This window comes from Agreia sp. PsM10, assembly GCF_030433855.1.
In the GTDB taxonomy this organism is placed as follows: Bacteria; Actinomycetota; Actinomycetes; order Actinomycetales; family Microbacteriaceae; genus Agreia.
In genome coordinates this window covers 244,663-270,110 of the sequence record NZ_JARUXC010000003.1, presented here as the reverse complement: position 1 = coordinate 270,110, position 25,448 = coordinate 244,663, and the positions used below count along the sequence as shown (strand labels likewise).

The 25,448-nt window shown below is 69.7% G+C and carries 25 protein-coding genes; all 25 read left to right on the top strand.

Annotated features, from left to right (window positions below):
• Positions 1-22: 22 nt before the first annotated feature.
• The 25 genes from pyrR to trpA all read left to right on the top strand — a co-directional run bounded on the left by pyrR (position 23) and on the right by trpA (position 25,443).
• Positions 23-577 (top strand): bifunctional pyr operon transcriptional regulator/uracil phosphoribosyltransferase PyrR, encoded by a 555-nt coding sequence (pyrR, locus tag QCD70_RS05315; protein ID WP_301214233.1) that lies wholly within the window; start codon positions 23-25, stop codon positions 575-577.
• Positions 574-1,530, top strand: a complete 957-nt coding sequence (locus QCD70_RS05310) for an aspartate carbamoyltransferase catalytic subunit (RefSeq protein ID WP_301214105.1) — start codon at positions 574-576, stop codon at positions 1,528-1,530. The genes pyrR and QCD70_RS05310 overlap by 4 nt, the downstream gene beginning before the upstream one ends.
• Positions 1,527-2,864 carry a dihydroorotase gene (locus QCD70_RS05305; RefSeq protein WP_301214104.1) on the top strand — a complete coding sequence of 446 codons (1,338 nt, stop codon included), beginning with the start codon at positions 1,527-1,529 and terminating at the stop codon, positions 2,862-2,864. The genes QCD70_RS05310 and QCD70_RS05305 overlap by 4 nt, the downstream gene beginning before the upstream one ends.
• Positions 2,857-3,405, top strand: coding sequence for a PH-like domain-containing protein (locus tag QCD70_RS05300; protein ID WP_301214103.1), 549 nt, complete (start codon positions 2,857-2,859; stop codon positions 3,403-3,405). Before QCD70_RS05305 ends, QCD70_RS05300 begins: the two co-directional genes overlap by 8 nt.
• The gene (gene carA / locus QCD70_RS05295) at positions 3,402-4,583 is read left to right on the top strand and encodes a glutamine-hydrolyzing carbamoyl-phosphate synthase small subunit (protein WP_301214102.1); all 1,182 of its coding nucleotides are present in this window, start codon (positions 3,402-3,404) and stop codon (positions 4,581-4,583) included. The genes QCD70_RS05300 and carA overlap by 4 nt, the downstream gene beginning before the upstream one ends.
• Positions 4,583-7,876: a carbamoyl-phosphate synthase large subunit gene (carB, locus tag QCD70_RS05290; RefSeq protein WP_301214101.1), complete on the top strand. Its 3,294-nt coding sequence runs from the start codon at positions 4,583-4,585 to the stop codon at positions 7,874-7,876. Before carA ends, carB begins: the two co-directional genes overlap by 1 nt.
• Complete coding sequence (gene pyrF / locus QCD70_RS05285) at positions 7,873-8,763, top strand: orotidine-5'-phosphate decarboxylase (protein WP_301214100.1); 891 nt, start codon at positions 7,873-7,875, stop codon at positions 8,761-8,763. Before carB ends, pyrF begins: the two co-directional genes overlap by 4 nt.
• Entirely contained in the window at positions 8,760-9,641 is an 882-nt protein-coding gene (gene gmk / locus QCD70_RS05280; protein ID WP_301214099.1) for a guanylate kinase, read from the top strand. Before pyrF ends, gmk begins: the two co-directional genes overlap by 4 nt.
• Positions 9,642-9,769: 128 nt before the next feature.
• Positions 9,770-10,033: a DNA-directed RNA polymerase subunit omega gene (rpoZ, locus tag QCD70_RS05275; RefSeq protein ID WP_044438377.1), complete on the top strand. Its 264-nt coding sequence runs from the start codon at positions 9,770-9,772 to the stop codon at positions 10,031-10,033.
• Positions 10,034-10,170: 137 nt separating this feature from the next.
• On the top strand, positions 10,171-11,424 hold the full coding sequence (gene coaBC / locus QCD70_RS05270; RefSeq protein ID WP_301214232.1) for a bifunctional phosphopantothenoylcysteine decarboxylase/phosphopantothenate--cysteine ligase CoaBC: 1,254 nt from the start codon (positions 10,171-10,173) through the stop codon (positions 11,422-11,424).
• The gene (gene metK, locus QCD70_RS05265) at positions 11,421-12,617 is read left to right on the top strand and encodes a methionine adenosyltransferase (protein WP_055949393.1); all 1,197 of its coding nucleotides are present in this window, start codon (positions 11,421-11,423) and stop codon (positions 12,615-12,617) included. The genes coaBC and metK overlap by 4 nt, the downstream gene beginning before the upstream one ends.
• 3 nt (positions 12,618-12,620) lie before the next feature.
• Positions 12,621-14,642 (top strand): primosomal protein N', encoded by a 2,022-nt coding sequence (locus QCD70_RS05260; protein ID WP_301214098.1) that lies wholly within the window; start codon positions 12,621-12,623, stop codon positions 14,640-14,642.
• Entirely contained in the window at positions 14,639-15,586 is a 948-nt protein-coding gene (gene fmt, locus QCD70_RS05255) for a methionyl-tRNA formyltransferase (RefSeq protein ID WP_301214097.1), read from the top strand. Before QCD70_RS05260 ends, fmt begins: the two co-directional genes overlap by 4 nt.
• Positions 15,583-17,025, top strand: a complete 1,443-nt coding sequence (locus tag QCD70_RS05250) for an RsmB/NOP family class I SAM-dependent RNA methyltransferase (protein ID WP_301214096.1) — start codon at positions 15,583-15,585, stop codon at positions 17,023-17,025. Before fmt ends, QCD70_RS05250 begins: the two co-directional genes overlap by 4 nt.
• A 43-nt stretch (positions 17,026-17,068) precedes the next feature.
• Positions 17,069-17,737 carry a ribulose-phosphate 3-epimerase gene (gene rpe, locus QCD70_RS05245; RefSeq protein ID WP_301214095.1) on the top strand — a complete coding sequence of 223 codons (669 nt, stop codon included), beginning with the start codon at positions 17,069-17,071 and terminating at the stop codon, positions 17,735-17,737.
• A 9-nt stretch (positions 17,738-17,746) separates the two neighbouring features.
• Positions 17,747-18,010, top strand: a complete 264-nt coding sequence (locus QCD70_RS05240) for a phosphoribosyl-ATP diphosphatase (protein ID WP_044438370.1) — start codon at positions 17,747-17,749, stop codon at positions 18,008-18,010.
• An 82-nt stretch (positions 18,011-18,092) separates the two neighbouring features.
• Positions 18,093-18,932 (top strand): ATP phosphoribosyltransferase, encoded by an 840-nt coding sequence (hisG, locus tag QCD70_RS05235; RefSeq protein WP_301214094.1) that lies wholly within the window; start codon positions 18,093-18,095, stop codon positions 18,930-18,932.
• 2 nt (positions 18,933-18,934) lie between these two features.
• The gene (gene hisF, locus QCD70_RS05230) at positions 18,935-19,696 is read left to right on the top strand and encodes an imidazole glycerol phosphate synthase subunit HisF (RefSeq protein ID WP_301214093.1); all 762 of its coding nucleotides are present in this window, start codon (positions 18,935-18,937) and stop codon (positions 19,694-19,696) included.
• Complete coding sequence (gene hisI, locus QCD70_RS05225; protein WP_301214092.1) at positions 19,693-20,070, top strand: phosphoribosyl-AMP cyclohydrolase; 378 nt, start codon at positions 19,693-19,695, stop codon at positions 20,068-20,070. Before hisF ends, hisI begins: the two co-directional genes overlap by 4 nt.
• Positions 20,067-21,599, top strand: a complete 1,533-nt coding sequence (locus QCD70_RS05220; protein WP_301214091.1) for an anthranilate synthase component I — start codon at positions 20,067-20,069, stop codon at positions 21,597-21,599. Before hisI ends, QCD70_RS05220 begins: the two co-directional genes overlap by 4 nt.
• The gene (locus QCD70_RS05215; RefSeq protein WP_301214090.1) at positions 21,596-22,339 is read left to right on the top strand and encodes a Trp biosynthesis-associated membrane protein; all 744 of its coding nucleotides are present in this window, start codon (positions 21,596-21,598) and stop codon (positions 22,337-22,339) included. The genes QCD70_RS05220 and QCD70_RS05215 overlap by 4 nt, the downstream gene beginning before the upstream one ends.
• A 64-nt stretch (positions 22,340-22,403) precedes the next feature.
• Positions 22,404-22,634 (top strand): DUF6704 family protein, encoded by a 231-nt coding sequence (locus QCD70_RS05210; protein ID WP_055781339.1) that lies wholly within the window; start codon positions 22,404-22,406, stop codon positions 22,632-22,634.
• Positions 22,635-22,637: 3 nt separating this feature from the next.
• A complete protein-coding gene (gene trpC / locus QCD70_RS05205) occupies positions 22,638-23,417 on the top strand; it encodes an indole-3-glycerol phosphate synthase TrpC (RefSeq protein WP_301214089.1) in 780 nt (259 codons plus the stop codon).
• A complete protein-coding gene (gene trpB / locus QCD70_RS05200; RefSeq protein WP_301214088.1) occupies positions 23,414-24,643 on the top strand; it encodes a tryptophan synthase subunit beta in 1,230 nt (409 codons plus the stop codon). Before trpC ends, trpB begins: the two co-directional genes overlap by 4 nt.
• A complete protein-coding gene (gene trpA, locus QCD70_RS05195; protein ID WP_301214087.1) occupies positions 24,640-25,443 on the top strand; it encodes a tryptophan synthase subunit alpha in 804 nt (267 codons plus the stop codon). The genes trpB and trpA overlap by 4 nt, the downstream gene beginning before the upstream one ends.
• Positions 25,444-25,448: the final 5 nt, after the last annotated feature.

The following is a 25,448-nucleotide window of genomic DNA, read 5'->3' as shown; positions in this document are numbered from 1 at the left end:
TGAGACGGGGAAGGAGGTCAGGATCGTGGCTCGAATCGTGCTGCAGAACTCTGACATAGCCCGGGCGTTGACTCGGATCTCCCACGAGATCCTCGAGTCCAACCGGGGACCGCGCGACCTCGTCATCCTCGGCATCCCCACCCGCGGTGTGGTGCTCGCCGAGAGGATCGGGGCCCAGATCCGACAGATCGAACCGGGAGCGCCCGCCGATCTCGTGGGCTCGCTCGACGTCACGATGTACCGCGACGACCTCGCGCATCACCCGACTCGCGCACCGCAACGCACCCGCGTTCCCTCGGGGGGCATCGACGGCAAGACGGTCGTGCTCATCGACGACGTGCTCTACTCCGGCCGCACCATCCGGGCAGCGCTCGACGCCATCGGCGACCTCGGACGTCCCCGGGCCGTGCGGCTCGCCGTGCTCGTCGACCGGGGCCACCGCGAACTGCCGATCCGGGCCGACTTCGTGGGCAAGAACCTGCCGAGCTCCACCGACGAGCGCATCAATGTGCGGCTCGCCGAGGTCGACGGCAGCGAAGAGGTCAGCATCGACCTCACGACGGGGGCCGGCGCATGAGGCACCTGCTCTCGACCCGGGACCTGCTCCGTGACGACGCCATCGCCCTGCTCGACATCGCCGAGGACATGAGCGAGGTGCAGAACCGCGAGGTCAAGAAGCTCCCGACCCTGCGCGGCAAGACCGTCGTGAACCTCTTCTTCGAGGACTCGACCCGCACGCGCACGTCGTTCGAGGTGGCCGCCAAGCGCCTCTCGGCCGACGTGATCAACTTCTCGGCCAAGGGCTCCAGCGTGTCGAAGGGCGAGAGCCTCAAGGACACGGCGCAGACCCTGGCCGCCATGGGTGCCGACGGCGTCGTCATCCGGCATTCGGCGTCGGGCGCCCCGCAGGTGCTGGCCCAGAGCGGCTGGATCGACGCCGGAGTGGTCAACGCGGGCGACGGCACCCACGAGCACCCGACCCAGGCGCTCCTCGATGCGTTCACGATGAGGCGGCGCCTCCATGGCGACGCGGCGCGCGGTCGCGATCTCGACGGCGTGGGCGTGATGATCGTCGGAGACGTGCTGCACTCGCGGGTGGCGCGGTCGAACCTGTGGCTGCTCGAGACGCTCGGTGCCCACGTCACCTTCGTCGCGCCGGCGACGCTGGTTCCTGTCGGTGCATCGACGTGGCCGGTGGACATCCGTTACGACCTCGACGCCGCACTCGCCGAGGTGCGCCCCGACGTCGTGATGATGCTGCGCATCCAGCAGGAGCGCATGAACGCGGCCTTCTTCCCGACGACCCGCGAGTACGCGCGCCAGTGGGGGCTCGACGACGACCGCCTCCTCGCGCTCCGCCCCGATAGCATTGTCATGCACCCCGGCCCCATGAACCGCGGCCTCGAGATCTCGTCTCGTGCCGCCGATTCGGCGCAGTCCACCGTGATCGAACAGGTGGCGAACGGGGTGTCGATCCGCATGGCCGTGTTGTATTCACTGCTGTCCGGCGACCGGGAGGCCAGATCATGACAACGACCCTCATCCGCGGGGCGACCCTGCCCGATGGAACGACCACCGATCTGCTCGTGGCAGACGGCCGCATCGCCGAACGCGGCGCCGCGATCGCGACGCCGTCCGGCGCGCAGGTTCTGGATGCCGCGGGCCTGGTCGCGCTGCCGGGTCTCGTCGACCTGCACACGCACCTCCGCGAACCCGGCTTCGAACAGAGCGAGACCGTCCTCTCGGGCACACGGGCGGCCGCGGCGGGCGGATTCACCGCCGTGTTCGCCATGGCGAACACCATGCCGGTGTCCGACACGGCCGGTGTCGTCGAGCAGGTTCAGGCGCTGGGGGAGTCGGCGGGGTACGCCACCGTGCGCCCGATCGGCGCCGTCACCGTCGGCCTCGCCGGCGAGCGGCTCTCCGAGATCGGGGCCATGGCCAATTCCCGCGCCGCCGTGCGCGTCTTCTCCGACGACGGCAAGTGCGTGCACGACTCCCTGCTCATGCGGCGCGCCCTCGAGTACGTCAAGACCTTCGACGGCGTCGTGGCCCAGCACGCCCAGGATCCGCGCCTCACCGAGAACGCCCAGATGAACGAGGGCGCTCTCTCGAGCGAGCTGGGACTCAAGGGCTGGCCCGCCGTGGCCGAGGAGTCGATCATCGCGCGCGACGTGCTGCTCGCCGAGCACGTCGGCGCCCGGCTGCACATCTGCCATGTGTCCACAGCAGGCTCGGTCGACGTCGTGCGCTGGGCCAAGGCCCGCGGCATCGAGGTCACGGCCGAGGTCACCCCCCACCACCTGCTGCTCACCGAAGACCTGATCCGCAGCTACGACGCCCGCTACAAGGTGAACCCGCCGCTGCGTCGCGACGAAGACGTGCGAGCCCTGCGCGAGGGTCTCGTCGACGGCACGATCGACATCGTCGCCACCGATCACGCACCCCACCCGGAGGAGGCCAAGGACTGCGAGTGGGATCACGCCGCATTCGGCATGGTCGGCCTGGAGTCCGCCCTCTCCGTCGTGCAGGCGGCACTGGTCGACCCCGGGCTGCTCGGCTGGTCCGACGTCGCCCGCGTGCTGTCGCACGCACCCGCCGCGATCGGTCGTCTCTCGGGCCACAGCCACTCGTTCGAGGTCGGATCGAGCGCCAACATCGTGCTCGTCGACCCGGCGTCGTCGAGCGCCTTCTCGAGGGACAGGCTCGCCGGCAAGAGTCACAACTCCCCGTACCTCGGCATGACCCTTCCCGGCTCCGTGCGGCACACCCTGCACCGCGGGTACCAGACGGTGCGCGATGGCGTCGTCGTCGACGCGGCCGAGGTCGCCGCCGCGGCGGCAGCGGGGGTGACCCGTGGATAGGATCCTGCCCGGTTCGATCATCATCATCGGGGTCATCGGGCTCCTGATCCTCATGGTGCTCGGCTGGCGCGCGCGCGGCCGGCGCCAGTCGGCGCTGTCGACCGCAGCCGTGCCCACCGCCGAGCTGCTCGGCGAGCTGCGCGTCGCCGTCACCGGTCTCTACGTGTCGACGACCACGGCGGGCGCTCCACTCGACCGGGTGACCCTGCCCGGTCTCGGTTTCCGGGGGCGCGCCTCCGTGTCGGTCTTCGACGCCGGCGTTCTCATCGCCGTGACCGGCGAGCCGCAGGTCTTCGTCGGGGCCGATCGCATCCGGTCGGTGGGCACATCGACGTGGACGATCGACCGGGTCGTCGAAGAAGGCGGCCTCGTGCGCCTCGACTGGACTCTCGAGTCCGAGGCCCAGACCCCCGCGGCCGATGTGGAGAGCTTCTTCCGCATAGAGAATCCCGACCAGAGTTCCCGCCTCATCGAGGCGATCACAGCCCTTGCGCCGCCAGACGGCCTCTCCACCCCAGACCAGGAAGGATCCCTCGCGTGATCTCAACAGAACCCGCCGTCCTCGTACTCGAAGACGGCAAACGCTACGCCGGACGCGCCTATGGCGCCCGCGGGCGCACCCTGGGCGAGGCGGTCTTCGCCACCGGCATGACCGGATACCAGGAGACCCTCAGCGATCCCTCCTACGCGGGGCAGATCGTTCTGCAGACCGCCCCCCACATCGGCAACACGGGAACGAACGACGACGACCTCGAGTCGGCGAAGATCTGGGTCGCGGGCTACGTCGTGCGCGACCCCTCCCGGGTCGTCTCCAATCACCGTGCCACCCGCAGCCTCGACGACGACCTCGTCTCGGGCGGCATCGTCGGCATCTCCGGCGTCGACACACGGGCCATCACGCGGCACCTCCGCTCGCTCGGCGCCATGCGCGCCGGCATCTTCTCCGGCGACGACTTCGACCTGAGCGACTCCGAGCAGCTCGCCATCGTGCGGGCGGCGGAGGACATGGCCGGCCGCAACCTGTCGAGCGAGGTGTCGACCCCCGAGCAGTACACGATCGAGGCCGTCGGAGAGCGCGTCGGCAGCGTCGCGGTTCTCGACCTCGGCGTGAAGACGTCGACGCTGCGCTACCTCGCGCAGCGCGGCTTCGACGTCGTCGTGCTGCCCGAGTCGGTCACCACCGACGAGGTGGTCGCCCTCAAGCCGAGCGCCCTGTTCTACTCGAACGGCCCCGGCGACCCCGAGGCATCCGAGCGGCACGTGCAGCTGCTGCGCGACGTGCTGGCCGAGAAGATCCCCTACTTCGGAATCTGCTTCGGCAACCAGCTGCTCGGCCGCGCGCTCGGCTTCGGCACCTACAAGCTGCCCTTCGGCCACCGGGGCATCAACCAGCCGGTGCTCGACAAGACCACCGGCAAGGTCGAGATCACCAGCCAGAACCATGGCTTCGCCGTGGATGCGCCGCGCGAGGGCGTCGTCGACAGCCCGGCCGGCTTCGGCCGGGTCGAGGTCAGCCACCTCAGCCTGAACGACAACGTCGTGGAGGGCATCCGCTGCCTCGACATCGACGCCTTCTCGGTGCAGTACCACCCCGAGGCGGCCGCGGGACCGCACGACTCGATGTACCTCTTCGACCGCTTCCGCGACATGGTGCTGGCGATCGACAAGGGCGAGCCTCAGACAGAGATCCACTCCATCATCGACGGAAAGAACCAGTAATGCCTCGCAGGGAAGACATCAAGAGTGTCCTGGTCATCGGCTCCGGCCCGATCGTCATCGGCCAGGCGTGCGAGTTCGACTACTCCGGCACGCAGGCGTGCCGCGTGCTCCGCGAGGAGGGCGTGCGCGTCATCCTCGTGAACTCCAACCCGGCCACGATCATGACCGACCCGGACTTCGCCGACGCGACCTACATCGAGCCCATCACCTGGCAGGTCATCGAGACCATCATCGCGAAGGAGAAGCCCGACGCGATCCTGCCGACCCTCGGGGGCCAGACCGCCCTCAACGCGGCCATCGACCTGCACAAGCACGGCATCCTCGAGAAGTACGACGTCGAGCTCATCGGTGCCTCGTTCGAGGCGATCAACAAGGGCGAAGACAGGCAGATCTTCAAGCAGCTCGTTCTGGATGCCGGTGCCGACGTCGCGCGCTCCTACATCGCGCACACGGTCGAGGAGGCCGTCGAGTACGCCCTCGACCTGGGCTACCCCCTCGTGGTGCGCCCCTCGTTCACGATGGGCGGGCTCGGATCGGGCTTCGCCTACACGGAGGCCGAGCTGCGCCGGATCGTGGGCGACGGCCTGCACCAGAGCCCGACCACCGAGGTCCTGCTCGAGGAGTCGATCCTCGGCTGGAAGGAGTACGAGCTCGAGCTCATGCGCGACACGGCCGACAACACGGTCGTGGTCTGCTCCATCGAGAACGTCGACCCCGTGGGCGTGCACACCGGCGACTCGATCACCGTGGCCCCTGCGCTCACCCTGACCGACCGCGAGTACCAGAACATGCGCAACATCGGCATCGACATCATCCGGGCCGTCGGCGTCGACACGGGCGGCTGCAACATCCAGTTCGCCATCGACCCGTCGAACGGTCGCGTCATCGTCATCGAGATGAACCCGCGCGTCTCGCGCTCCAGCGCTCTGGCCTCGAAGGCCACCGGCTTCCCGATCGCGAAGATCGCGGCGAAGCTGGCCATCGGCTATCACCTCGACGAGATCCCGAACGACATCACCAAGGTGACGCCCGCGTCGTTCGAGCCGACGCTCGACTACGTGGTCGTCAAGGTTCCCCGCTTCGCCTTCGAGAAGTTCCCGGCCGCCGACACCACCCTGACGACCACCATGAAGTCGGTCGGCGAGGCGATGGCCATCGGCCGCAACTACACGCAGGCCCTGCAGAAGGCCCTGCGGTCGCTGGAGAAGCGCGGCTCGTCGTTCCACTGGGAGCCGCTCGACGCATCCAAAGACGAGCTGCTCGCCCTGGCCAGCGTGCCGACCGACGGCCGCATCGTCACCGTGCAGCAGGCGCTTCGCGCCGGTGCCACGGCCGACGAGGTCTTCGAGGCCACCAAGATCGACCCCTGGTTCATCGACCAGATCGTTCTCATCAACGAGGTCGCCGAGGCGATCGCCTCGAGCGAGAACGCCGACACGAACATGTTCCTGCTGGCCAAGGAGCACGGATTCTCCGACGCGCAGATCGCCGCCCTCCGCGGTTTCGGCGAGAAGGAGGTGCGCGAGGTCCGGCACATCCTGGGCGTGCGGCCCGTGTTCAAGACGGTCGACACGTGCGCGGGGGAGTTCCCCGCGCTCACGCCGTACCACTACTCGAGCTACGACTCGGAGACGGAGGTCGAACCCTCCGACCGGCGCAAGGTCGTCATCCTGGGTTCCGGCCCGAACCGAATCGGCCAGGGAGTCGAGTTCGACTACTCCTGCGTGCACGCCTCCTTCGCCCTGTCGGACGCGGGCTTCGAGACGATCATGATCAACTGCAACCCCGAGACGGTCTCGACCGACTACGACACCAGCGACCGGCTCTACTTCGAGCCCCTCACGCTCGAAGACGTGCTCGAGGTGATCCACGCGGAGAGCCAGTCGGGCGAGCTCGTCGGTGTGGTCGTGCAGCTCGGCGGCCAGACCGCCTTGGGGCTCGCCAAGGGCCTCAAGGCGGCGGGCGTTCCGATCCTCGGCACCACGCCGGAGGCCATCGACCTGGCCGAAGAGCGCGGACTCTTCTCGAAGATCCTCGACGACGCCCAGCTCCTCGCGCCGAAGAACGGCACGGCGAGCGACTTCGGCGGCGCCGTCACGATCGCCGAGGACATCGGCTACCCGGTGCTCGTGCGCCCCTCGTACGTGCTGGGCGGCCGCGGCATGGAGATCGTGTACGACTCGCCCTCGCTCGAGGACTACTTCTCGCGCATGGCCGGGCAGGGCATCATCGACCCGGCGCACCCGCTGCTCGTCGACCGTTTCCTCGACGACGCGATCGAGATCGACGTCGACGCGCTCTACGACGGCCACGAGCTCTACGTCGGCGGCATCATGGAGCACATCGAGGAGGCCGGCATCCACTCCGGCGACTCGAGCTGCACGCTGCCTCCGGTCACCCTGGGCCGCGAGGTCATCGACCGGGTGCGCACGGCGACGCTCGCCATCGCCGAGGGCATCGGTGTGCAGGGCCTGCTGAACGTGCAGTTCGCCATCGGCCAGGGCATCCTCTACGTCCTCGAGGCCAACCCGCGCGCCTCCCGCACGGTCCCGTTCGTGGCGAAGGCCCTGGGCATCCCGCTGGCCAAGGCCGCGTCGCGCATCATGGTGGGCGCGACGATCGCCGAGCTGAAGGCCGAGGGCATGCTCCCGGTCGTCGACGGATCGATCGTTCCCATGGACTCGCCGATCGCCGTGAAGGAGGCCGTGCTGCCGTTCAAGCGCTTCCGCACGAAAGACGGTCTCATCGTCGACTCGCTGCTCGGCCCGGAGATGCGTTCCACGGGAGAGGTCATGGGCATCGACCGCGACTTCCCCCGCGCGTTCGCCAAGAGCCAGGAGGCCGCGTACGGCGGCCTGCCGACCTCGGGCACGGTGTTCGTCTCCGTCTCCGATCGCGACAAGCGTGCCATCGTGCTTCCGGTTCTCCGCCTGCTCGAGCTGGGCTTCGATATCCTCGCGACGGCCGGAACCGCCGAGGTTCTGAACCGCAACGGCATCACGGCCCGCATCGTGCGCAAGTTCAGCGAGGGCGCATCGGCCGATGGCGACGAGCCGACCGTGGTCGACCTCATCAACCGCAACGAGGTCGACATCGTCGTGAACACGCCGAGCGGGTCGAGCGCGCGAGCAGACGGCTACGAGATCCGGGCGGCGGCCGTTGCCGCCGACAAGCCGCTGTTCACGACCATCGCCCAACTGGGCGCGGCCGTGGCATCGTTCGAGGCGACCCGCGAAGGGTTCGACGTGTCGAGCCTGCAGGAGTACGCGATCGCCAGGGCTGCGCGCCTGTGACCCGATCGTTCGGCCAGCGGCTGCACACGACCATCGAGCAGCGCGGTCGGCTGTGCGTCGGCATCGATCCCCACGGCTTCCTCCTGGATGCCTGGGGCCTGCCGCGCACGGCCGCCGGGTTGCGCGAATTCGGGCTGAGGGTCGTGGACGCCGCGAGTGCAACCATCGGAATCGTGAAGCCCCAGGTCGCCTTCTTCGAGGTGTTCGGCTCGGCCGGCTTCGCCGCCCTCGAGGACGTGCTCGCCGCGGCGAGGCAGGCAGGGCTCCTGGTGATCGCGGACGCGAAACGGGGCGATATCGGATCCAGCGTCGACGCCTACGGCGACGCCTGGCTGACGCCTGGTTCGCCGCTCGAAGCAGACGCCGTGACCCTCGCGGCGTATGCGGGCACCGGATCGCTCGGGGGAGTCTTCGACCTCGCCCAGCGGCACGGCAAGGGCGCATTCGTGCTCGCGGCCACCTCGAACCCGGAGTCCCTGTTGGTTCAGACGGCCCGGGTCGCGGCGACCGAACGCGGAGACCTGACGGTCGCCGGGCTCGTCGCGACGGAGATCGACGAGTGGAACCGGCGGCACGTCATCGCCGGCGATGACGACGTCGACACCCCGGCACTCGGTAGCATCGGAGTCGTGCTCGGTGCAACGAAGAACCTCCTCGACTACGGCGTCGACGTGCACTCCCTCGCCGAGGGGGCGCCGCTGATGCCGGTGCTCGCACCCGGCTTCGGCCACCAGGGGGCGCTCTTCGACGACCTCGGCTCGATCTACGGCCCGCTCGCCGCGGGCACGATCGTGAGCACGTCCAGATCCGCCCTGTCCGCGGGGCCATCCGCCCTCGCAGACACGCTCGCCGACCAGGCGGGCCAACTATCCGGAGCACTGTCATGACCGTTCCCGACGTCGACCGCGCCGCGGGCTCCCGGGCGGCCATCGCCGCCCGACGCGCCCGGGCCGCCATCAAGAAGGCGGTGACCGAGCAGCGTCGCAGCGCGACCGGCGTCCTCGATCGCGCCTCGAAGCATCCCGACAGCCTCGAGGCCGGCATGCGGGTGACCGAGCTGCTCCAGGGCATCCCGGGACTCGGTCGGGTGCGCATCGAACGCGTGATCGAGCGGCTGTCGATCTCTCCCAGCAAGCGTCTGGGCGGACTGGGCGCGCTCCAGCGCGACCGCCTGCGCGAGTACCTGCTGAAGCGGGCGCCGTTCACGGGCGACGAGAAGGCCTCGCGACTCGTCGTGCTCGCCGGCCCCACGGCGGTGGGCAAGGGAACGGTGTCGACGTGGATCCGCGAGAACGTGCCCGGCGTGCTCCTCTCGGTGTCCGCCACGACACGGGCCCCACGCCCGGGCGAGGTCGACGGCGTGAGCTACTACTTCGTCGACGATGCCGAATTCGACCGCATGATCGAGGCCGGCGAGTTCCTCGAATGGGCCGTCGTGCACAACTCGTCGCGGTACGGCACGCCCCGCGCCCCGATCGACAAGGCGCTGGCCGAGGGCAGGAGCGTGCTGCTCGAGATCGACATCCAGGGCGCCAGGCAGGTTCGAGCGGCCATGCCGGAGGCACGCCTGGTTTTCCTGCTCCCGCCGAGCTGGGCGGAGCTCGTCCGCCGGCTCACGGGTCGGGGAACGGAATCGCCCGAGGAGCAGGAGCGACGTCTCGCGACCGCCGAGGTCGAGCTGGCGGCCCAGAACGAGTTCGACTACCTCATCGTGAACAACGATGTCGAGGCCGCCGCACGCGACGTCGTGGAGCTCATGCAGTGATCAGCGACAGATCCGAGTGGTCGGCGGCCAATCCGAGGTAGACTTGTCTACTTGTGCACGGTGAAGCCGCACGTCACCGCACGATCTTTTCTCAATCCGGCCGGCGAGGCCAATCAAGGAGTATCACCATGGTCAACAGGGCACAGGGCATCATCGATCCCCCCATCGACGAACTGCTGTCGAAGGTTGAATCCAAGTACGCGCTCGTGATCTTCGCGTCGAAGCGCGCTCGGCAGATCAACGACTACTACGCAGACCTGCATGAGGGAAGCCTCTTCGACAACGTCGGACCGCTGGTCGACTCGACCATCGACGACAAGCCCCTCTCGGTCGCGATGCACGAGATCAACGAGGACAAGCTCACGGTCAAGCCCATCGCGGCCACCGAATAACAGCAGCGAATGCAGCTCCGTTCCCCGGGCTGTCGTGAGGGTGCACGCCCCCACGGCCGGGGAACGGATTCGTTCGTTAACGGCACCGGCTTTCTCGTCGAAGGGGCAGAACTGACGTGACAGAACCGCAGAAGCGCCTGCGCATCGTCGTGGGCATCACCGGCGGCATCGCGGCGTACAAGGCCGTGGGCGTCGTGCGGGCATTCGTGCTGGCGGGCCACGACGTCCAGGTCGTCGCCACGGAGCACGCCCTCCGATTCGTCGGCAAGCCCACCCTCGAGGCCATCTCCCGCAACATCGTGCACACCGATCTCTACGAGGCCGTGGCCGAGGTGCGGCACGTCTCGATCGGACAGTCCGCCGACCTCATCGTGATAGCCCCTGCCACGGCCAACTCCCTGGCCAAGATGGCGGCGGGCCTCGCCGACGATCTGCTCGGAAACACCGTGCTCGCCTCGAAGGCGCCCATCGTCGTCGCCCCGGCCATGCACACCGAGATGTGGCAGAACGCCGCGACGGTGGCCAACGCCGCCACGCTGGCATCGCGGGGCATCCACTTCGTGGGGCCGGCGAGCGGCCAGCTCACCGGCACCGATTCTGGCGCCGGTCGGATGGCCGAGGTCGACGAGATCGTGGCCGCATCCCTGGCCGTCGCGGCCGCCGCGGCGCCGGTCGCATCCGACGGCGACCTGACCGGCGTGCGGGTGCTCATCTCGGCCGGCGGAACCCGCGAGCCGCTCGATCCCGTCCGTTTCATCGGCAATCGCTCGAGCGGTCGCCAGGGAACCGCCCTCGCCCGCGCGGCGGCCGCCCGAGGCGCCGAGGTAACCCTGGTGGCGGCGCACCTCGAAGTGCCCGTTCCCGACGGCGTCGAGGTCGTCTCCGTCGAGACCACCGCCGAGCTGGCGACGGCCATGGACTCGGCCGCCGCCTCGCACGACGTCATCATCATGGCCGCCGCCGTCGCCGACTATCGCCCGGCCGCCGTCTCGAACGCCAAGCTCAAGAAAGAGTCGCTGGGCGACGCGATGACCCTCGAGCTCGTCAAGAACCCCGACGTGCTCGCGGCCCTCGCCTCGCACGCCCGCGCCGACCAGCTCGTCGTGGGTTTCGCCGCCGAGACCGCCGACACCGACGCCGCACTCCTCGAGCTGGGCCGCGCCAAGATCGCCCGCAAGGGCTGCGACTACCTCGTCGTCAACCGGGTCGGCTGGACGGAGGGCTTCGCAACGGAGGGAAACACCGTGACGGTCCTCGACCGGGCCGGGTCTATAGTGATCGAGGCCCGGGGCAGCAAGCTGTCGGTGGCCGATGAGATCCTGTCTGTGCTTGCCGGGCGACTGCTCGAAGACAGGCACCGCACACCCTCAGAAATCCCTGGAGCACCATGACGAGCCTTCGCCTCTTCACGTCCGAGTCCGTCACCGAAGGACACCCCGACAAGATCTGCGACCAGATCTCCGACAGCATCCTCGACGCGCTCCTCGAGGTCGACCCGGCGAGCCGCGTCGCCGTCGAGACGCTCGTCACGACCGGCCTCGTTCACGTCGCCGGAGAGGTCACCACCTCGGGCTACGTCGACATCCCCACGATCGTGCGCGAGAAGGTGTCGTCGATCGGCTACACCTCGAGCGACGTCGGCTTCGACGGTGCGAGTTGCGGGGTGTCGGTGTCGATCGGCGCCCAGTCGCCCGAGATCGCGGCCGGGGTCGACAACGCCTGGGAGAACCGCCAGGGCGAGACGCGCAGCGATCCCTTCGACCTGCAGGGCGCCGGCGACCAGGGCATCATGTTCGGATTCGCCACCACCGAGACGCCGCAGCTCATGCCGCTGCCGATCTGGCTGGCGCACCGCCTGGCCGAACGCCTCGCCGAGGTCCGCAAGACCGGCGAGCTCGGCTACCTGCGCCCCGACGGCAAGACCCAGGTCACCATCGGCTACGACGGCATCGTTCCGAAGACCATCGAGACGGTGGTGCTCTCGACGCAGCACACCGAGTCGGTGACCAACGCCGACCTCTTCCACGACATCGAAGAGCTGGTCATCAAGCCCGTGCTCGCGGCGAGCGACCTCGACTCCCGCTCGGCGAACTTCCTCATCAACCCCACCGGCCGGTTCGTGGTGGGAGGCCCGCAGGGCGATGCCGGGCTCACGGGCCGCAAGATCATCGTCGACACCTACGGGGGAGCGTCCCGCCACGGCGGCGGCGCCTTCAGCGGAAAAGACCCGTCGAAGGTCGACCGTTCGGCGGCGTACGCCATGCGCTGGGTGGCGAAGAACGCGGTCGCCGCAGGTTTCGCCGACAGACTCGAAGTGCAGGTCGCGTACGCCATCGGAAAGGCCGCACCGGTCGGCCTCTACGTCGAGACCTTCGGAACGGGCAAGCTGCCCGACGACCGCATCATCGAGGCCATCACCGAGGTGTTCGACCTGCGCCCGGCGGCCATCATCCAGCACCTCGACCTGCTGCGTCCCATCTACGGCGCCACGGCGACATACGGCCACTTCGGTCGCGAACTCCCCGACTTCACGTGGGAGCGACTCGACCGGGTCGCCGAGCTGCAGGCCGCAGCGCGCATCTAGGTGATGACAGCGCAGGCCGGGCACGAGCAGCAGCTCATCGCCCGGGTGATGCTCGAATCGCCGCTTCCCCAGCTCGACAGGCTGTTCGACTACGCGGTGCCCGCCGCGCTCCGCGAGCAGGCGAGGCCCGGCGTGCGGGTCAAGGTGCCGCTGCGCTCGGCGGGCCGCATCGCCCGCGGCTACATCGTCGAGACCACAGAGGCGGTCGAGTTCTCCGGAACCCTCAGCGAGCTCGACGAGGTCACGTCGAGCGTGCCGGTGCTCACGCCGGAGGTCTGGAACCTCGCGCGGCGCGTGTCGGAGCGCGCCGCCGGCAGCGCGAGCGACGTCGTGCGCCTCGCCGTGCCTCCGCGCCAGGTGCGCGTCGAGAAGGCCTGGCAGCTCGAGCAGCAGTCCGGCGAGCAGCCGAGTCGGTACAGCGCCAACCCCTCGGTGACCGGATACGGCGATCGCGTCATCGATTCGGCGATCGACGCCGGCCGGCGCCTGGCCGTGGCCGCGATCCCCGCCGTGCACGAGGTGTCGCCCGGCGTCTGGGTCGGCCGCTGGGCCGTGACGCTCGCCGAGGCGGCCGCGCGCACCCTCGCATCCGGACGCACCGCCATCGTCGCCCTGCCCGACTATCGCGACCAGCAGCAGGTCGTGCAGGCGCTCTCCGCACTCGTGCCACTCGACCTGATCTCCCAGCTCGACGCCCGCCAGCCCAACGCCGACAGGTACCGGGCGTTCCTGCGCTGCCTCGAAGACGCCCCTCGGGTGATCGTGGGCAACCGCTCGGTCGTGTATGCGCCGGCGGGCAGGCTCGGTCTGATCGCGGTCTGGGACGACGCCGACCCGCTGCACACCGAGCCCCTCAGCCCGTATGTGTCGACGCGCGACGTGGCGCTGATCAGGCAGGAGCAATCCGGGTGCGCGCTCCTCTTCGCGTCGCACTCGCGCAGCACCTGGCTCGAGCGCCTGGTCGAGCTGGCGTACGTGACGCCTGTCGCGCCCGACCCGGCCGTTCTTCCCCACGTGGTTCCCACGGCCGACCAGCCCGGAGCGGAGGCGGCGGCTCACGCGCGCATCCCGTCGACGGCGTGGAACACGGCCCGGCGTGCACTCGAAGACGGTCCCGTACTAGTCCAGGTGGCCCGCCCCGGCTACGCGCCCGTGCTGGCATGCCAGGACTGTCGCACGCCAGCCCGGTGCAGGGTCTGCGAGGGGGCTCTGCGAATCGGCGGCGCCCGACAGACGCCCGCCTGCGACCTGTGCGGAGCCATCGCCGCCGACTGGCACTGCCGGCACTGCGAGTCCACACGAATCAGGCTGGTCACTGCGGGAACAGCCCGCACGGCAGAAGAGCTGGGCAGGGCCTTCCCCGGCACCCGGGTGATCGTCTCCGACGGCGAGAGGCCGCACCTCACGGTCGACGCGAAGCCCGCGCTCGTCATCGCCACCCGGGGAGCAGAACCCGTGGCGGCCGGCGGGTACCGTGCCATCCTGCTGCTCGACGGCGAGCGCATGCTGGCCCGCGAGTCCCTGACGGTCGCAGAAGACTGCCTGCGCTGGTGGTCGAACGCCATCGCCCTGGCGGCTCCGCGCGCGCCGGCGATCATCGTCGGCGTCGGGGGAGCGCTCGCGCGCGCGCTCGTCACCTGGAGCCAGCAACGATTCAGCGCCGCAGAGCTGCCCGACAGGCGGGCGCTCCGGTTCCCGCCCATGGTGCGGCTCGCCACCGTCACCGGCCGGGCGGAGACCGTCGAGCAGGCCATCTGCGCACTGCCCGATTCGGTCGACGGTCATGAATCGGCGACAATTGATGTGCTCGGCCCCGTCGATGCGGGCGACGGACTCGTTCGGGCCACGATCAGGTTCGACTATGCGCTCGGCGCAGAGGTCGCGCGCAGCCTGCGCTCGTCGATCATCCGCAATTCGACGGGCCGCACCAAGCGCCAGACCAGCAAGGCCACCGGCACCAAGACCAGCTTCAGGCCCCCGCCGGTCTTGAGGGTTCGATTCGACGACACGGAGATCCTGGAATGAAACTCGTCTTCGCCGGCACCCCTGCCGTCGCCCTTCCCACTCTCGACCTGCTCGCCCGGCACCACGAGGTCGCCGCCGCCGTCACGCGCGAGGATTCCCCGCAGGGACGCAAGCGCGTTCTCACCCCGTCGCCCGTCGCAGTGCGCGCTGAGGAGCTCGGCATCCGCACCATCCGGGCGAACAGGCTCGACGACGACGTCACGTCGCAGCTCGCGGAGCTGCAGCCCGATCTCGGTGTGATCGTGGCCTACGGAGGACTCGTGCGCAGTCCGCTCCTCGAGACGCCGCGCCTCGGCTGGATCAACCTGCATTTCTCGCTCCTTCCGCGGTGGCGCGGCGCCGCGCCCGTGCAGTGGTCGATCATGGGCGGCGACGCCGACGGGGGCGCAACCGTCTTCCAGCTGGTGCCGGCGCTCGACGCCGGCCCGATCTTCGACAGCATCGCAAGGCCCATCGGCGCTCACGAGACGTCGGGGCATCTCCTCGAGGCCCTGTCGCACGACGGGGCCGAGCTCACGCTGAAGGTCGTCGACGCCCTGGCGGCCGGCACGGCCCTGTCCGTCGAGCAGCAGGGCGAGGCGACCCTGGCACCGAAGATCACCCTCGAGCACGCCCGCATCGACTGGACGGCCGATCTCGACACCGTGTTCCGTCGCATCCGGGCCACCACCCCCGAACCGGGCGCCTTCACGATCGTCGACGGTCTGAGGGTCAAGATCCTCGAGGCCGCGCCCACCTACGACTCGGCCCCGCTGCGCCCGGGCGAACTCTCCGGCGACGGCTCCCGCGCGCTGATCGGCACGGCGACCTCGCCGCTCGAACTGCTGCAGGTTCAGCCCGCCGGCAAGAAGCCCATGCGGGCCGCCGACTGGTGGCGGGGTCTCGCCACAGGCCGTCCCCACAGCGCCGACCCACTCGCATCCGACAGATTCGACACCCCATGAACGCCCGACGCCCCGCCCCTTCGCAGATCGTGCAGCCCGCGCGCCGGATCGCCCTCGAGGTGATCACGGCCGTGCGCGAAGACGACGCCTACGCGAACCTCCTGCTTCCCACCAAGATCGCACGCGCCCGGCTGCAGACCAACGACGCGGCCCTCGCCACCGAACTCACCTACGGCACACTCCGGATGCGCGGGTACTACGACAGGGTCATCGCCCTGGCGGCCGCGCGCCCGGTCGAGAAGATCGACCCGGTCGTACTCGACGTGCTCGAGCTGGCGGCGCACCAGCTGCTCGGCATGCGCGTGGCCACCCACGCCGCGGTCAACGAGTCCGTCGAACTGGCGCGCCTCGTGAGCTCGCGCTCCGCGACCGGATTCGTCAACGGCGTGCTGCGCAGCATCACGCGCAGCGAACCCGACGAGTGGCGCGACCGCGTGATCGCCGAGGCGAAGGACGCCGACTCCCGCCTCGCAGCGGAGTATTCGCATCCGACCTGGATCATCCGTGCGTTCCGCCGCTCCCTGGCCGCATCCGGTGTCTCACCTGACGCCGTCAACGACGAGCTGCGCGATCTGCTCGAGGCCGACAACGTGCCCCCGCGGCTCGGCCTTGTCGCGCTTCCCGGCCTCGCGGATCGCTCGCAGCTCACCATCGCCGGGCGCCCCACCCGCCGCTCGCCCGTCGGCTTCTCGGCCACCGGGGGAGACCCGAGCGACATCGACGAGGTGAAGGCCGGAACCGTTCGCGTGCAGGACGAGGGGTCGCAGATCGCCGCCCTCGCCCTCAGCCGCGCCGCCACCATCGCCCCGGGCGAGACGTGGCTCGACCTCTGCGCCGGTCCTGGAGGGAAATCCGCGCTGCTCGCCGCCGAGGCGCGCCTGGGAGGCGCCGTGCTCACCGCGAACGAGCCCGTGCCCGCCCGCGCCCAGCTGGTGCGCAACGCCCTCGAGGCGATCCCCGATCCCCCCGAGGTCTGGCAGCTCGACGGAACGACGATCGGCGAGGCGTGGCCGGGGTCCTTCGATCGCATCCTGGTCGACGCGCCGTGCACAGGCCTCGGCGCGCTGCGGCGTCGACCCGAGGCGCGCTGGCGCAAGAGCCCGCGCGACGTGGCCGACCTCGTGCAGCTGCAGGAGCGACTCATCGACTCCGCCATCGAGGCCCTGCGCCCCGGCGGCATCCTGGCATACGTCACCTGCTCGCCGCACGTGGCCGAGACCCGTGGCCAGGTGGCCGGCGCCCTGTCGCGGTGGGGCGACCGCATCGCGGCGCTCGACACACGGTCGGTCGTGGCGCGCATCTCGGGTGACGACGGCGACAAGAACAGAGGCGACGAGCACGACGCGGCCGAGCCGTCCCAGGTGCAGCTGTGGCCCCACATCGATGCGACAGACGCGATGTTCATCGCGCTCTTCCGCAAGGCCGACGAGCCCCGGTGAGCCGCAGCGTGACGCCCGCATCCCACTGGATAGGCTGATCCCCATGCCCGTGCGTATCAATCCCAGCATCCTCGCCGCCGACTTCGCCCACCTCGCGAGGGAGCTCGACCGCATCTCGTCCGCCGACGCGGTGCACGTCGATGTGATGGACAACCACTTCGTGCCGAACCTGACCTTCGGCATCCCCGTCGTGGAGCGGCTGCTGCAGGTCACCGAGCTGCCGCTCGACATGCACCTCATGATCACCGACGTCGACCGCTGGGCCCCGAGCTTCGCAGAGCTCGGCGTCTTCTCCGTCACTTTCCACGCCGAGGCCACCGACGAGCCTGTCGCGCTGGCCCGCCGCCTGCGGCAGATCGGCGCCCGCGCGGGCCTCGCCATCAAGCCCGGAACGCCGGTCGAGCCCTACCTCGAGGTGCTCGACGAGTTCGACCAGCTCCTGGTCATGACGGTCGAGCCCGGCTTCGGTGGCCAGTCGTTCATGCCCGAGACCATGGGCAAGCTCGTCGCGGCGCGCGAGGTCGCCTCCCGCTCGGGGCTCGACGTGTGGCTCCAGGTCGACGGGGGCATCAACCTGCAGACCATCGAGGTCGCCGCCCGCGCGGGTGCCGACACCTTCGTCGCCGGGTCGAGCGTGTTCGGCGCCGACGACGCGGGCGAGCAGGTGGGGCTGCTCCGCCAGAAGGCACTCGAGCACACCCACGTCGCCTAAACTGCTCAGGTGAAGACTTTCGATGAGCTGTTCTCCGAGCTGAGCGCGAAGGCGCTCGAGCGCCCAGACGGCTCCGGCACCGTGCGCGAACTCGACGCCGGCGTGCATTTCATCGGCAAGAAGATCGTCGAAGAGGCCGCAGAGGTCTGGATGGCCGCGGAGTACGAATCCGACGACGAGATGGCCGCCGAGATCTCCCAGCTGCTGTACCACCTCCAGGTGCTCCTGATCGCCAAGGGGCTCACCCCCGCCGACGTGTACCGACATCTCTGAGTCCGACTCCCACCCGTTTCGCACCCACAGCTGTCCAGACGGTCGAGCACAGGCTCGACCGTCGAAACCTCGAAAGACTCTTATGCTCAAGATCGCGGTGCCCAACAAGGGCTCCCTGTCCGAAACCGCCGTGCAGATGCTGGCCGAGTCGGGGTACCAGACCCGGCGCGACAGCCGTGAGCTGCACCTCGTCGATGAACGCAACGGGGTGGAGTTCTTCTACCTCCGCCCGCGCGACATCGCCACCTACGTCGGCAGCGGCGCGCTCGACATCGGCATCACCGGGCGCGACCTGCTCCTCGACTCCGAATCTCCCGCCCTCGAGATCGCCTCGCTCCAGTTCGGCGAGTCGACGTTCCGCTTCGCGGGTCCGGATGGCGACTTCTCCGCGGTGTCGGACCTCGAGGGCCGGCGGGTCGCCACCAGCTATCCGGGGCTCGTGAAGGCGTTCCTCGCGAGCCACTCCGTCTCGGCCACGCTCGTGCGCCTCGACGGCGCCGTGGAATCGGCCGTGAGGCTCGGCGTCGCCGACGCCGTCGCCGACGTCGTCTCGACGGGCTCCACGCTGAAGAAGGCCGGGCTCACGATCTTCGGCCCCGTCATCCTCGAATCCTCGGCGGTCGTCATCTCGTCCGGCGTCGACAAGCCCGGTGCCGACACGCTGCTTCGTCGCCTGCAGGGCGTGCTCGTGGCCCGGCAGTACGTGCTGATGGACTACGACGTTCCGCTGGTGAAGCTCGACGCCGCAGCCGCCATCACGCCCGGCCTCGAGTCGCCCACCATCTCGCCGCTGCGCGACCCCGAGTGGGTCGCCGTGCGCTCGATGGTTCCGCTGGCCGACACGAACCAGGTGATGGACGCCCTGTACGACGTCGGTGCCCGCGCCATCCTGGTCAGCCCGATCCACGCCGCCCGGATCTGACCATGCCCGTCGCCGTTCGTGTCATCCCCTGCCTCGACGTGGCCGCCGGCCGCGTCGTCAAGGGCGTGAAGTTCGAGAATCTGCGAGATGCGGGCGATCCCGTCGAGCTCGCTCGCATCTATGCCGAGCAGGGCGCAGACGAGCTCACCTTCCTCGACGTGACCGCCACGGTCGACGACAGGTCGACCACCTACGACGTCGTGCGCAAGACCGCGGAGCAGGTCTTCATCCCGCTCACCGTGGGCGGGGGAGTGCGATCGAGCGAAGACGTCGCGCGCCTTCTCGCATCCGGTGCAGACAAGATCGGCGTGAACAGCGCGGCGATCGCGAGGCCCGAGCTGATCGACGAGATCGCCGACAGGTTCGGGGCCCAGGTCATCGTGCTCTCGCTCGACATCAAGCGCAGCGATGCGGTGCCCTCGGGCTTCGTCGTGACCACGCACGGCGGCCGCCGCGAATCCGGCCTCGACGCCCTCGACTGGGCCGCGGAGGCGATCAGGCGGGGTGCGGGCGAGCTGCTGGTGAACTCGATCGACGCAGACGGCACGAAAGACGGTTTCGACCTCGAACTCATCGGGCTCATGCGGTCGATCAGTCGGGTACCCGTGATCGCGTCGGGCGGCGCCGGTCGACTGGAGCACTTTCCCGAGGCCGTGCGCGCCGGCGCCGACGCCGTGCTCGCCGCATCCGTGTTCCACAATCGTGAACTGACCATCGGCCAGGTCAAAGAGACACTGAGACAGGACGGGGCGCTGATCCGATGACCCAGACACCAGGCGACGTCGAGGCCGTGCTCGCGCGGGCGCACTTCGCGGCCGACGGCCTTCTTCCCGCGATCATCCAGCAGTGGGACACGAAGGATGTTCTTATGCTGGGCTACATGAACGCCGAAGCCCTGCGCCGCACCCTCACCGAGGGCCGTGTCACCTTCTGGTCACGCTCGCGGCAGGAGTTCTGGCGCAAGGGCGACACCTCGGGCCACGCGCAGTACGTGCGCGGGGCGGCGCTCGACTGCGACGACGACACGCTGCTCGTTCAGGTCGAGCAGATCGGTGCCGCCTGCCACACCGGCGCGCTTGCCTGCTTCGACGTCGATCCGCTCGACCCGGTGCTCGGCTCCGCAGAGGCCTCCGCATGATCGGGGGGCGCGTCGCGTCGACGACGAGGGCCGAATTCGATTCCCGCCTTCACACGCATCGGGTGCTGCCCGTTCTCCGGACGCTCTTCGCCGACGGCGAGACACCGGTCGGCGTCTACCGCAAGGTGGCGAGGGGCCGAGCAGGGTCGTTCCTGCTCGAGTCCGCCGGACAGGGCGGCGTCTGGTCGCGATTCTCGTTCATCGGCGTCTCGAGCTACGGCGTGCTCACGAGCGACGCGGAGACGGCGGTCTGGGTCGATCTCGGTCTGCCGCAGTCCGAGGCCTTTCCCGACGGCCTGCCGGAGCAGCCCCTGGCCGCGCTGTCCGAGCTCTTCCACACGTGGCAGACACCCGTGATCCCCGGTCATCCACCGCTCACGGGCGGGCTCGTCGGATTCATCGGCTGGGAGACCATCCGCCAGATCGAGCACCTGCCCGACGGTCCACCCGCCGACTACGCCGTTCCGAGCCAGGCCATGGGCTTCGTGCGCGACCTCATCGTGATCGACCACCTCACGGGCACCGTGCAGCTCATCGCCACGGTGCTCGCCGACGCGCAGGGCGATGCGGATGCGCAGTGGCGCGACTCGCAGGAGCGTCTCGACGCGATGCAGGCCGAGCTGGCGAAGCCCAGCGAGGCCCGCCTCGACGAGGCCGACTTCGACACGGCCGGCACGCCCGTGGCCCGCACCGAGCGCCACGACTTCCTCGATGCGATCGAGCGCGCGAAGGTGCACATCCGCGACGGCGACGTCTTCCAGGTCGTCATCTCGCAGCGCTTCGACCTGGAGTGCACGGCGGAGCCCATCGACGTGTACCGCGTGCTCCGCACGCTGAATCCCAGTCCGTATCTCTATCTGCTCGCGCTCGAGCGCCCCGACGGCACGCCGTACACGATCGTCGGGTCGAGCCCGGAGGCGCTCGTCAAGGTCGAGAACGGCCGGGCGTTCACGCACCCGATCGCGGGATCGCGTCCGCGCGGCACGACGATCGAGGGCGACATCGAGCTGGAGCACGAGCTGCTTGGCGACGAGAAGGAGAAGTCCGAGCACCTGATGCTCGTCGACCTGGCCCGCAACGACCTGCTCAAGGTCTGCGTGCCCGGCACGGTCGAGGTCACCGAGTTCATGCGCATCGAACGGTTCAGCCACATCATGCACATCGTCTCGTCGGTCGAGGGGGCCATCAGGCCGGGCGTCACGGCGATCGACGTGTTCAGCGCCACGTTCCCCGCGGGCACCCTGTCGGGCGCTCCCAAGCCTCGGGCCCTGCAGATCATCGACGAACTCGAGCCCGCCCAGCGCGGCGTCTACGGGGGAGTCGTGGGCTACTTCGGCTTCGCCGGCGATGCCGACCTGGCCATCGCGATCCGCACCGCCACGATCGAGTCGGGCGTCGCACACGTGCAGGCCGGCGGGGGACTGGTCGCCGACTCCGATCCCGACTCCGAGTTCCTCGAGTCGCAGAACAAGGCGGCGGCGCCGCTCCGGGCCGTCGCCATCGCGAACGCCATGAGGCGCATCGTATGACGACCGATACGGATGCCGCTGGTCCGGCCCCGAGACCGGGCTCGGCCCGTCTCAAGGGCCTGATGATCCTCGGGGTCCTCGTCGTGAGCGCCCTCGTGTTCCTGGCGTGGTCGCAATCGTGGGGAACCCTGACCGTGACGGGTGACGGGGCATCCGGCCGCGCACTCGACGTGCCCGGTGCCACAGCGGCGCCGGCACTGGCCGCGCTCGGCCTCGCAGGCCTCGCCAGCGCCGCCGCCCTGGCGATCGCGGGACCGGTGATCCGCATCGTGCTCGGGGTGCTGCAGGTTCTGCTCGGAGCCAGCATCGTGCTCTCGGGCACCGGGCCGCTCGTCGACCCGGTGTCGGCGGGGGCCCCGGTCGTGACGGCGGCCACCGGCGTCGCCGGAACCGAGTCGATCAAGGCGATCGCGCGCAGCGAGGCCGTCACCGCCTGGCCTGTCGTCGCCATCCTGCTCGGCGCGCTGCTGGCCGTTCTCGGCATCGCGGTGGCCGCCACGACGACCCGCTGGCCCGCATCCGGCCGCCGTTACCAGGCCGTGCGCTTCGCATCGGAGGACGGCCGAGTGCTCGACGCCGACGACCTGCTCGAGCTCGACGACCGCGACGACACGGCCGATTCCGACGAGCCGTCGGAGCCCGTGGCGACGGAGAGCCCTGACGACGCGGCCGTGCGGCGCAAGGCGACCTCGGTCGACAACTGGGACAGCCTGAGTCGGGGCACGGACCCGACGGCGTAGGCCCGTTGCTTCCGAGCGGGCATTCGTTTTCGACTACTATTGACCTTCGAACAAGAGGAGTTCCATGAGCAACGTTTCTGAAGAACCGGGTCACGGCCACTCGCCTGCTGCCTGGACGGCCGTTATCGTGATGCTGATCGCCTTCAGCATCGGCACCGTGGCGTTCTTCTTCGACGTGCAGTGGCTCGTCTGGGCCTCCGCAGGGCTCCTGGTCGTGGGCGCGATCCTCGGCAAGGTCCTTTCCGTCGCCGGCTTCGGCGCATACAGCCCGCGGTACGCCGGCAAAGGACACTAGAGGGTGCTCGACCAGCTCCTCGCCGGGGCAGTCGAGGACGCCGCGGCCAGACAGCAGACCGCGAGTCTGGCGTCTGTCGAGGCCGCCGCTCTGGCCGCTCCCGCGCCGCTCGATGCGCTCTCGTTCCTGGCTCCCGCCGATCGCGTCAAGGTGATCGCCGAGATCAAGCGATCGAGCCCGTCCAAGGGCGCCCTCGCCGACATCGTCGATCCGCAGGCGCTCGCCCGTGAGTACGAGGCCGGCGGCGCCAGCGCCGTCAGCGTGCTCACCGAGGGCCGCCGCTTCGGCGGCTCACTCGACGACCTTCGTGCCGTGCGCGCGGCGATCTCGATCCCCGTGCTGCGCAAAGACTTCATCGGCCTCGAGTACCAGGTGTTCGAGGCCCGTGCCACGGGCGCCGACCTCGCGCTGCTCATCGTCGCCGCGCTCGATCAGGCGACGCTCGTGCGCCTGCACGCGCTCATCACCGAGCTCGGCATGACCGCGCTGGTCGAGACGCACTCCGCCGACGAGGTCAGTCGGGCGATCGATCTCGGTTCCCGCGTGATCGGCGTCAACGCGCGCAACCTCAGCACCTTCGAGCTCGACCCCGACCTCTTCGGGCGACTCGCGGGCAGCATTCCCGACGGCACGGTCCGCATCGCGGAGTCCGCCGTCAAGACCGCCTCCGACGTGGCCCATTACCGCCGAGCCGGAGCAGACGTGGTGCTCGTCGGCGAAGCCCTCGTCACCCACGGAAGTCCCCGCGAGACCCTCACAGAATTCCTGAGCGTGACACCATGACGATCGAAGCGACCCCCACCCACCTGCGCGACGAGCAGGGTCCGTTCTTCGGCGAGTTCGGGGGCCGGTTCATGCCGGAGTCCCTGATCGCCGCGCTCGACGAACTCTCCGCCGCCTACGACGTCGCGAAAGCCGACCCCGAGTTCCACCGCGAGCTCGCGGAGCTGCACCGCACCTACACGGGGCGACCCTCGATCATCACCGAGGTGCCCCGCTTCGCCGAGCACGCGGGCGGCGCACGCATCCTGCTGAAGCGCGAAGACCTGAACCACACCGGATCGCACAAGATCTGCAACGTGCTCGGCCAGGCCCTCATCGCCAAGCGCATCGGCAAGACCCGACTCATCGCCGAGACCGGGGCAGGCCAGCACGGCGTCGCCACCGCGACCGCCGCGGCCCTCTTCGGCATGGAGTGCGTCGTCTACATGGGCGAGGTCGACACCGAGCGCCAGGCCCTCAACGTCGCCCGCATGAGGCTCCTCGGCGCCACGGTCATTCCCGTGACCACGGGAACGCGCACCCTCAAAGACGCCCTCAACGAGGCGTTCAGGGACTGGGTCGCGAACGTCGAGAACACCCACTACCTGCTGGGCACGGTCGCCGGCCCCCACCCGTTCCCCGTGATGGTGCGCGACTTCGTGAAGGTCATCGGCGAAGAGGCGCGCCAGCAGGTCATCGACCTGACCGGGTCACTGCCGGATGCCGTGGTCGCCTGCGTGGGCGGGGGATCGAACGCGATCGGCATCTTCCACGCCTTCCTCGACGACCCCGATGTGGCCCTGCACGGATTCGAGGCCGGCGGCGACGGCGTCGACACGCTGCGCCACGCGGCCAGCATCACCATGGGCCGTCCCGGCGTGCTGCACGGATCGCGCAGCATCATGCTCCAGGACGAAGACGGCCAGACCATCGACTCGCACTCCATCTCGGCGGGCCTCGACTACCCGGGGGTCGGACCGGAGCATGCCTGGCTCGCCTCCATCGGCCGCGCCACCTACACGCCGGTCACCGACGCGGCCGCCATGCAGGCGTTCAGGCTGCTCTGCCAGACCGAGGGCATCATTCCGGCCATCGAGTCGGCGCACGCCCTCGCCGGCGCCATCGAGCTCGGCCGCACGCTGGGCGAGAAGGCGACGATCCTCGTGAACCTGTCGGGCCGAGGAGACAAAGACGTCGAGACGGCGGGCGCCTACTTCGGCGTTCTGGATGCCGGGGCGGGCGCATGACCGGCGCATCCGTCGCCCCCTCTCCCGTCGCATCCGCCATCGAGGCCAGCCGGCAGAGCCGCGCCGGAGCCCTGATCGGCTACCTGCCCGTCGGCTTCCCGACACTCGACGACAGCGTCGACGCGGCCGTCGCCCTGGTCGAGAACGGCGTCGACGTTCTCGAGCTCGGCATCCCCTACTCCGACCCGGTGATGGACGGCCCGGTCATCCAGAAGGCGACCCAGGCCTCGCTCGACGGCGGCTTCCGTCTGCGTGACGCGTTCACGGCCGTCGAGAGGATCAGAGCCAGGGTCGACGCGCCCGTTCTCCTCATGACCTACTGGAACCCCGTGGTGCAGTACGGAGTCGGCCGATTCGCCGACGACCTCGTCTCGGCCGGGGGAGCGGGCCTGATCACGCCCGACCTGACGGTCGACTCCGGAGCGGTCTGGCTGGCCGAGAGCGATCGCACCGGCCTCGACAGGGTCTTCCTCGCCGCACCCACGTCGACCGACGAGCGACTCCGGCTCGCCGTGGAGAACAGCCGGGGCTTCGTCTACACCGTCTCGACGATGGGCACGACCGGGGCGCGCGCCGAACTCGGTGCGGCCGCGGAGACCCTCGTCGGTCGCCTGCGCTCCGTCGGATCGGTCAGCGCCTGCGTGGGAATCGGCGTGTCGACCCCGGAGCAGATCGCCGAGATCCTCGGCTACGCCGACGGTGCCATCGTCGGCTCGGCTCTCGTGCGCGCCCTCGCAGACGACGGAGTCCCCGGCGTCGCACGCCTGGCCGCCCGGCTCGCATCCGGCACCGCGCGCTGAGCGCG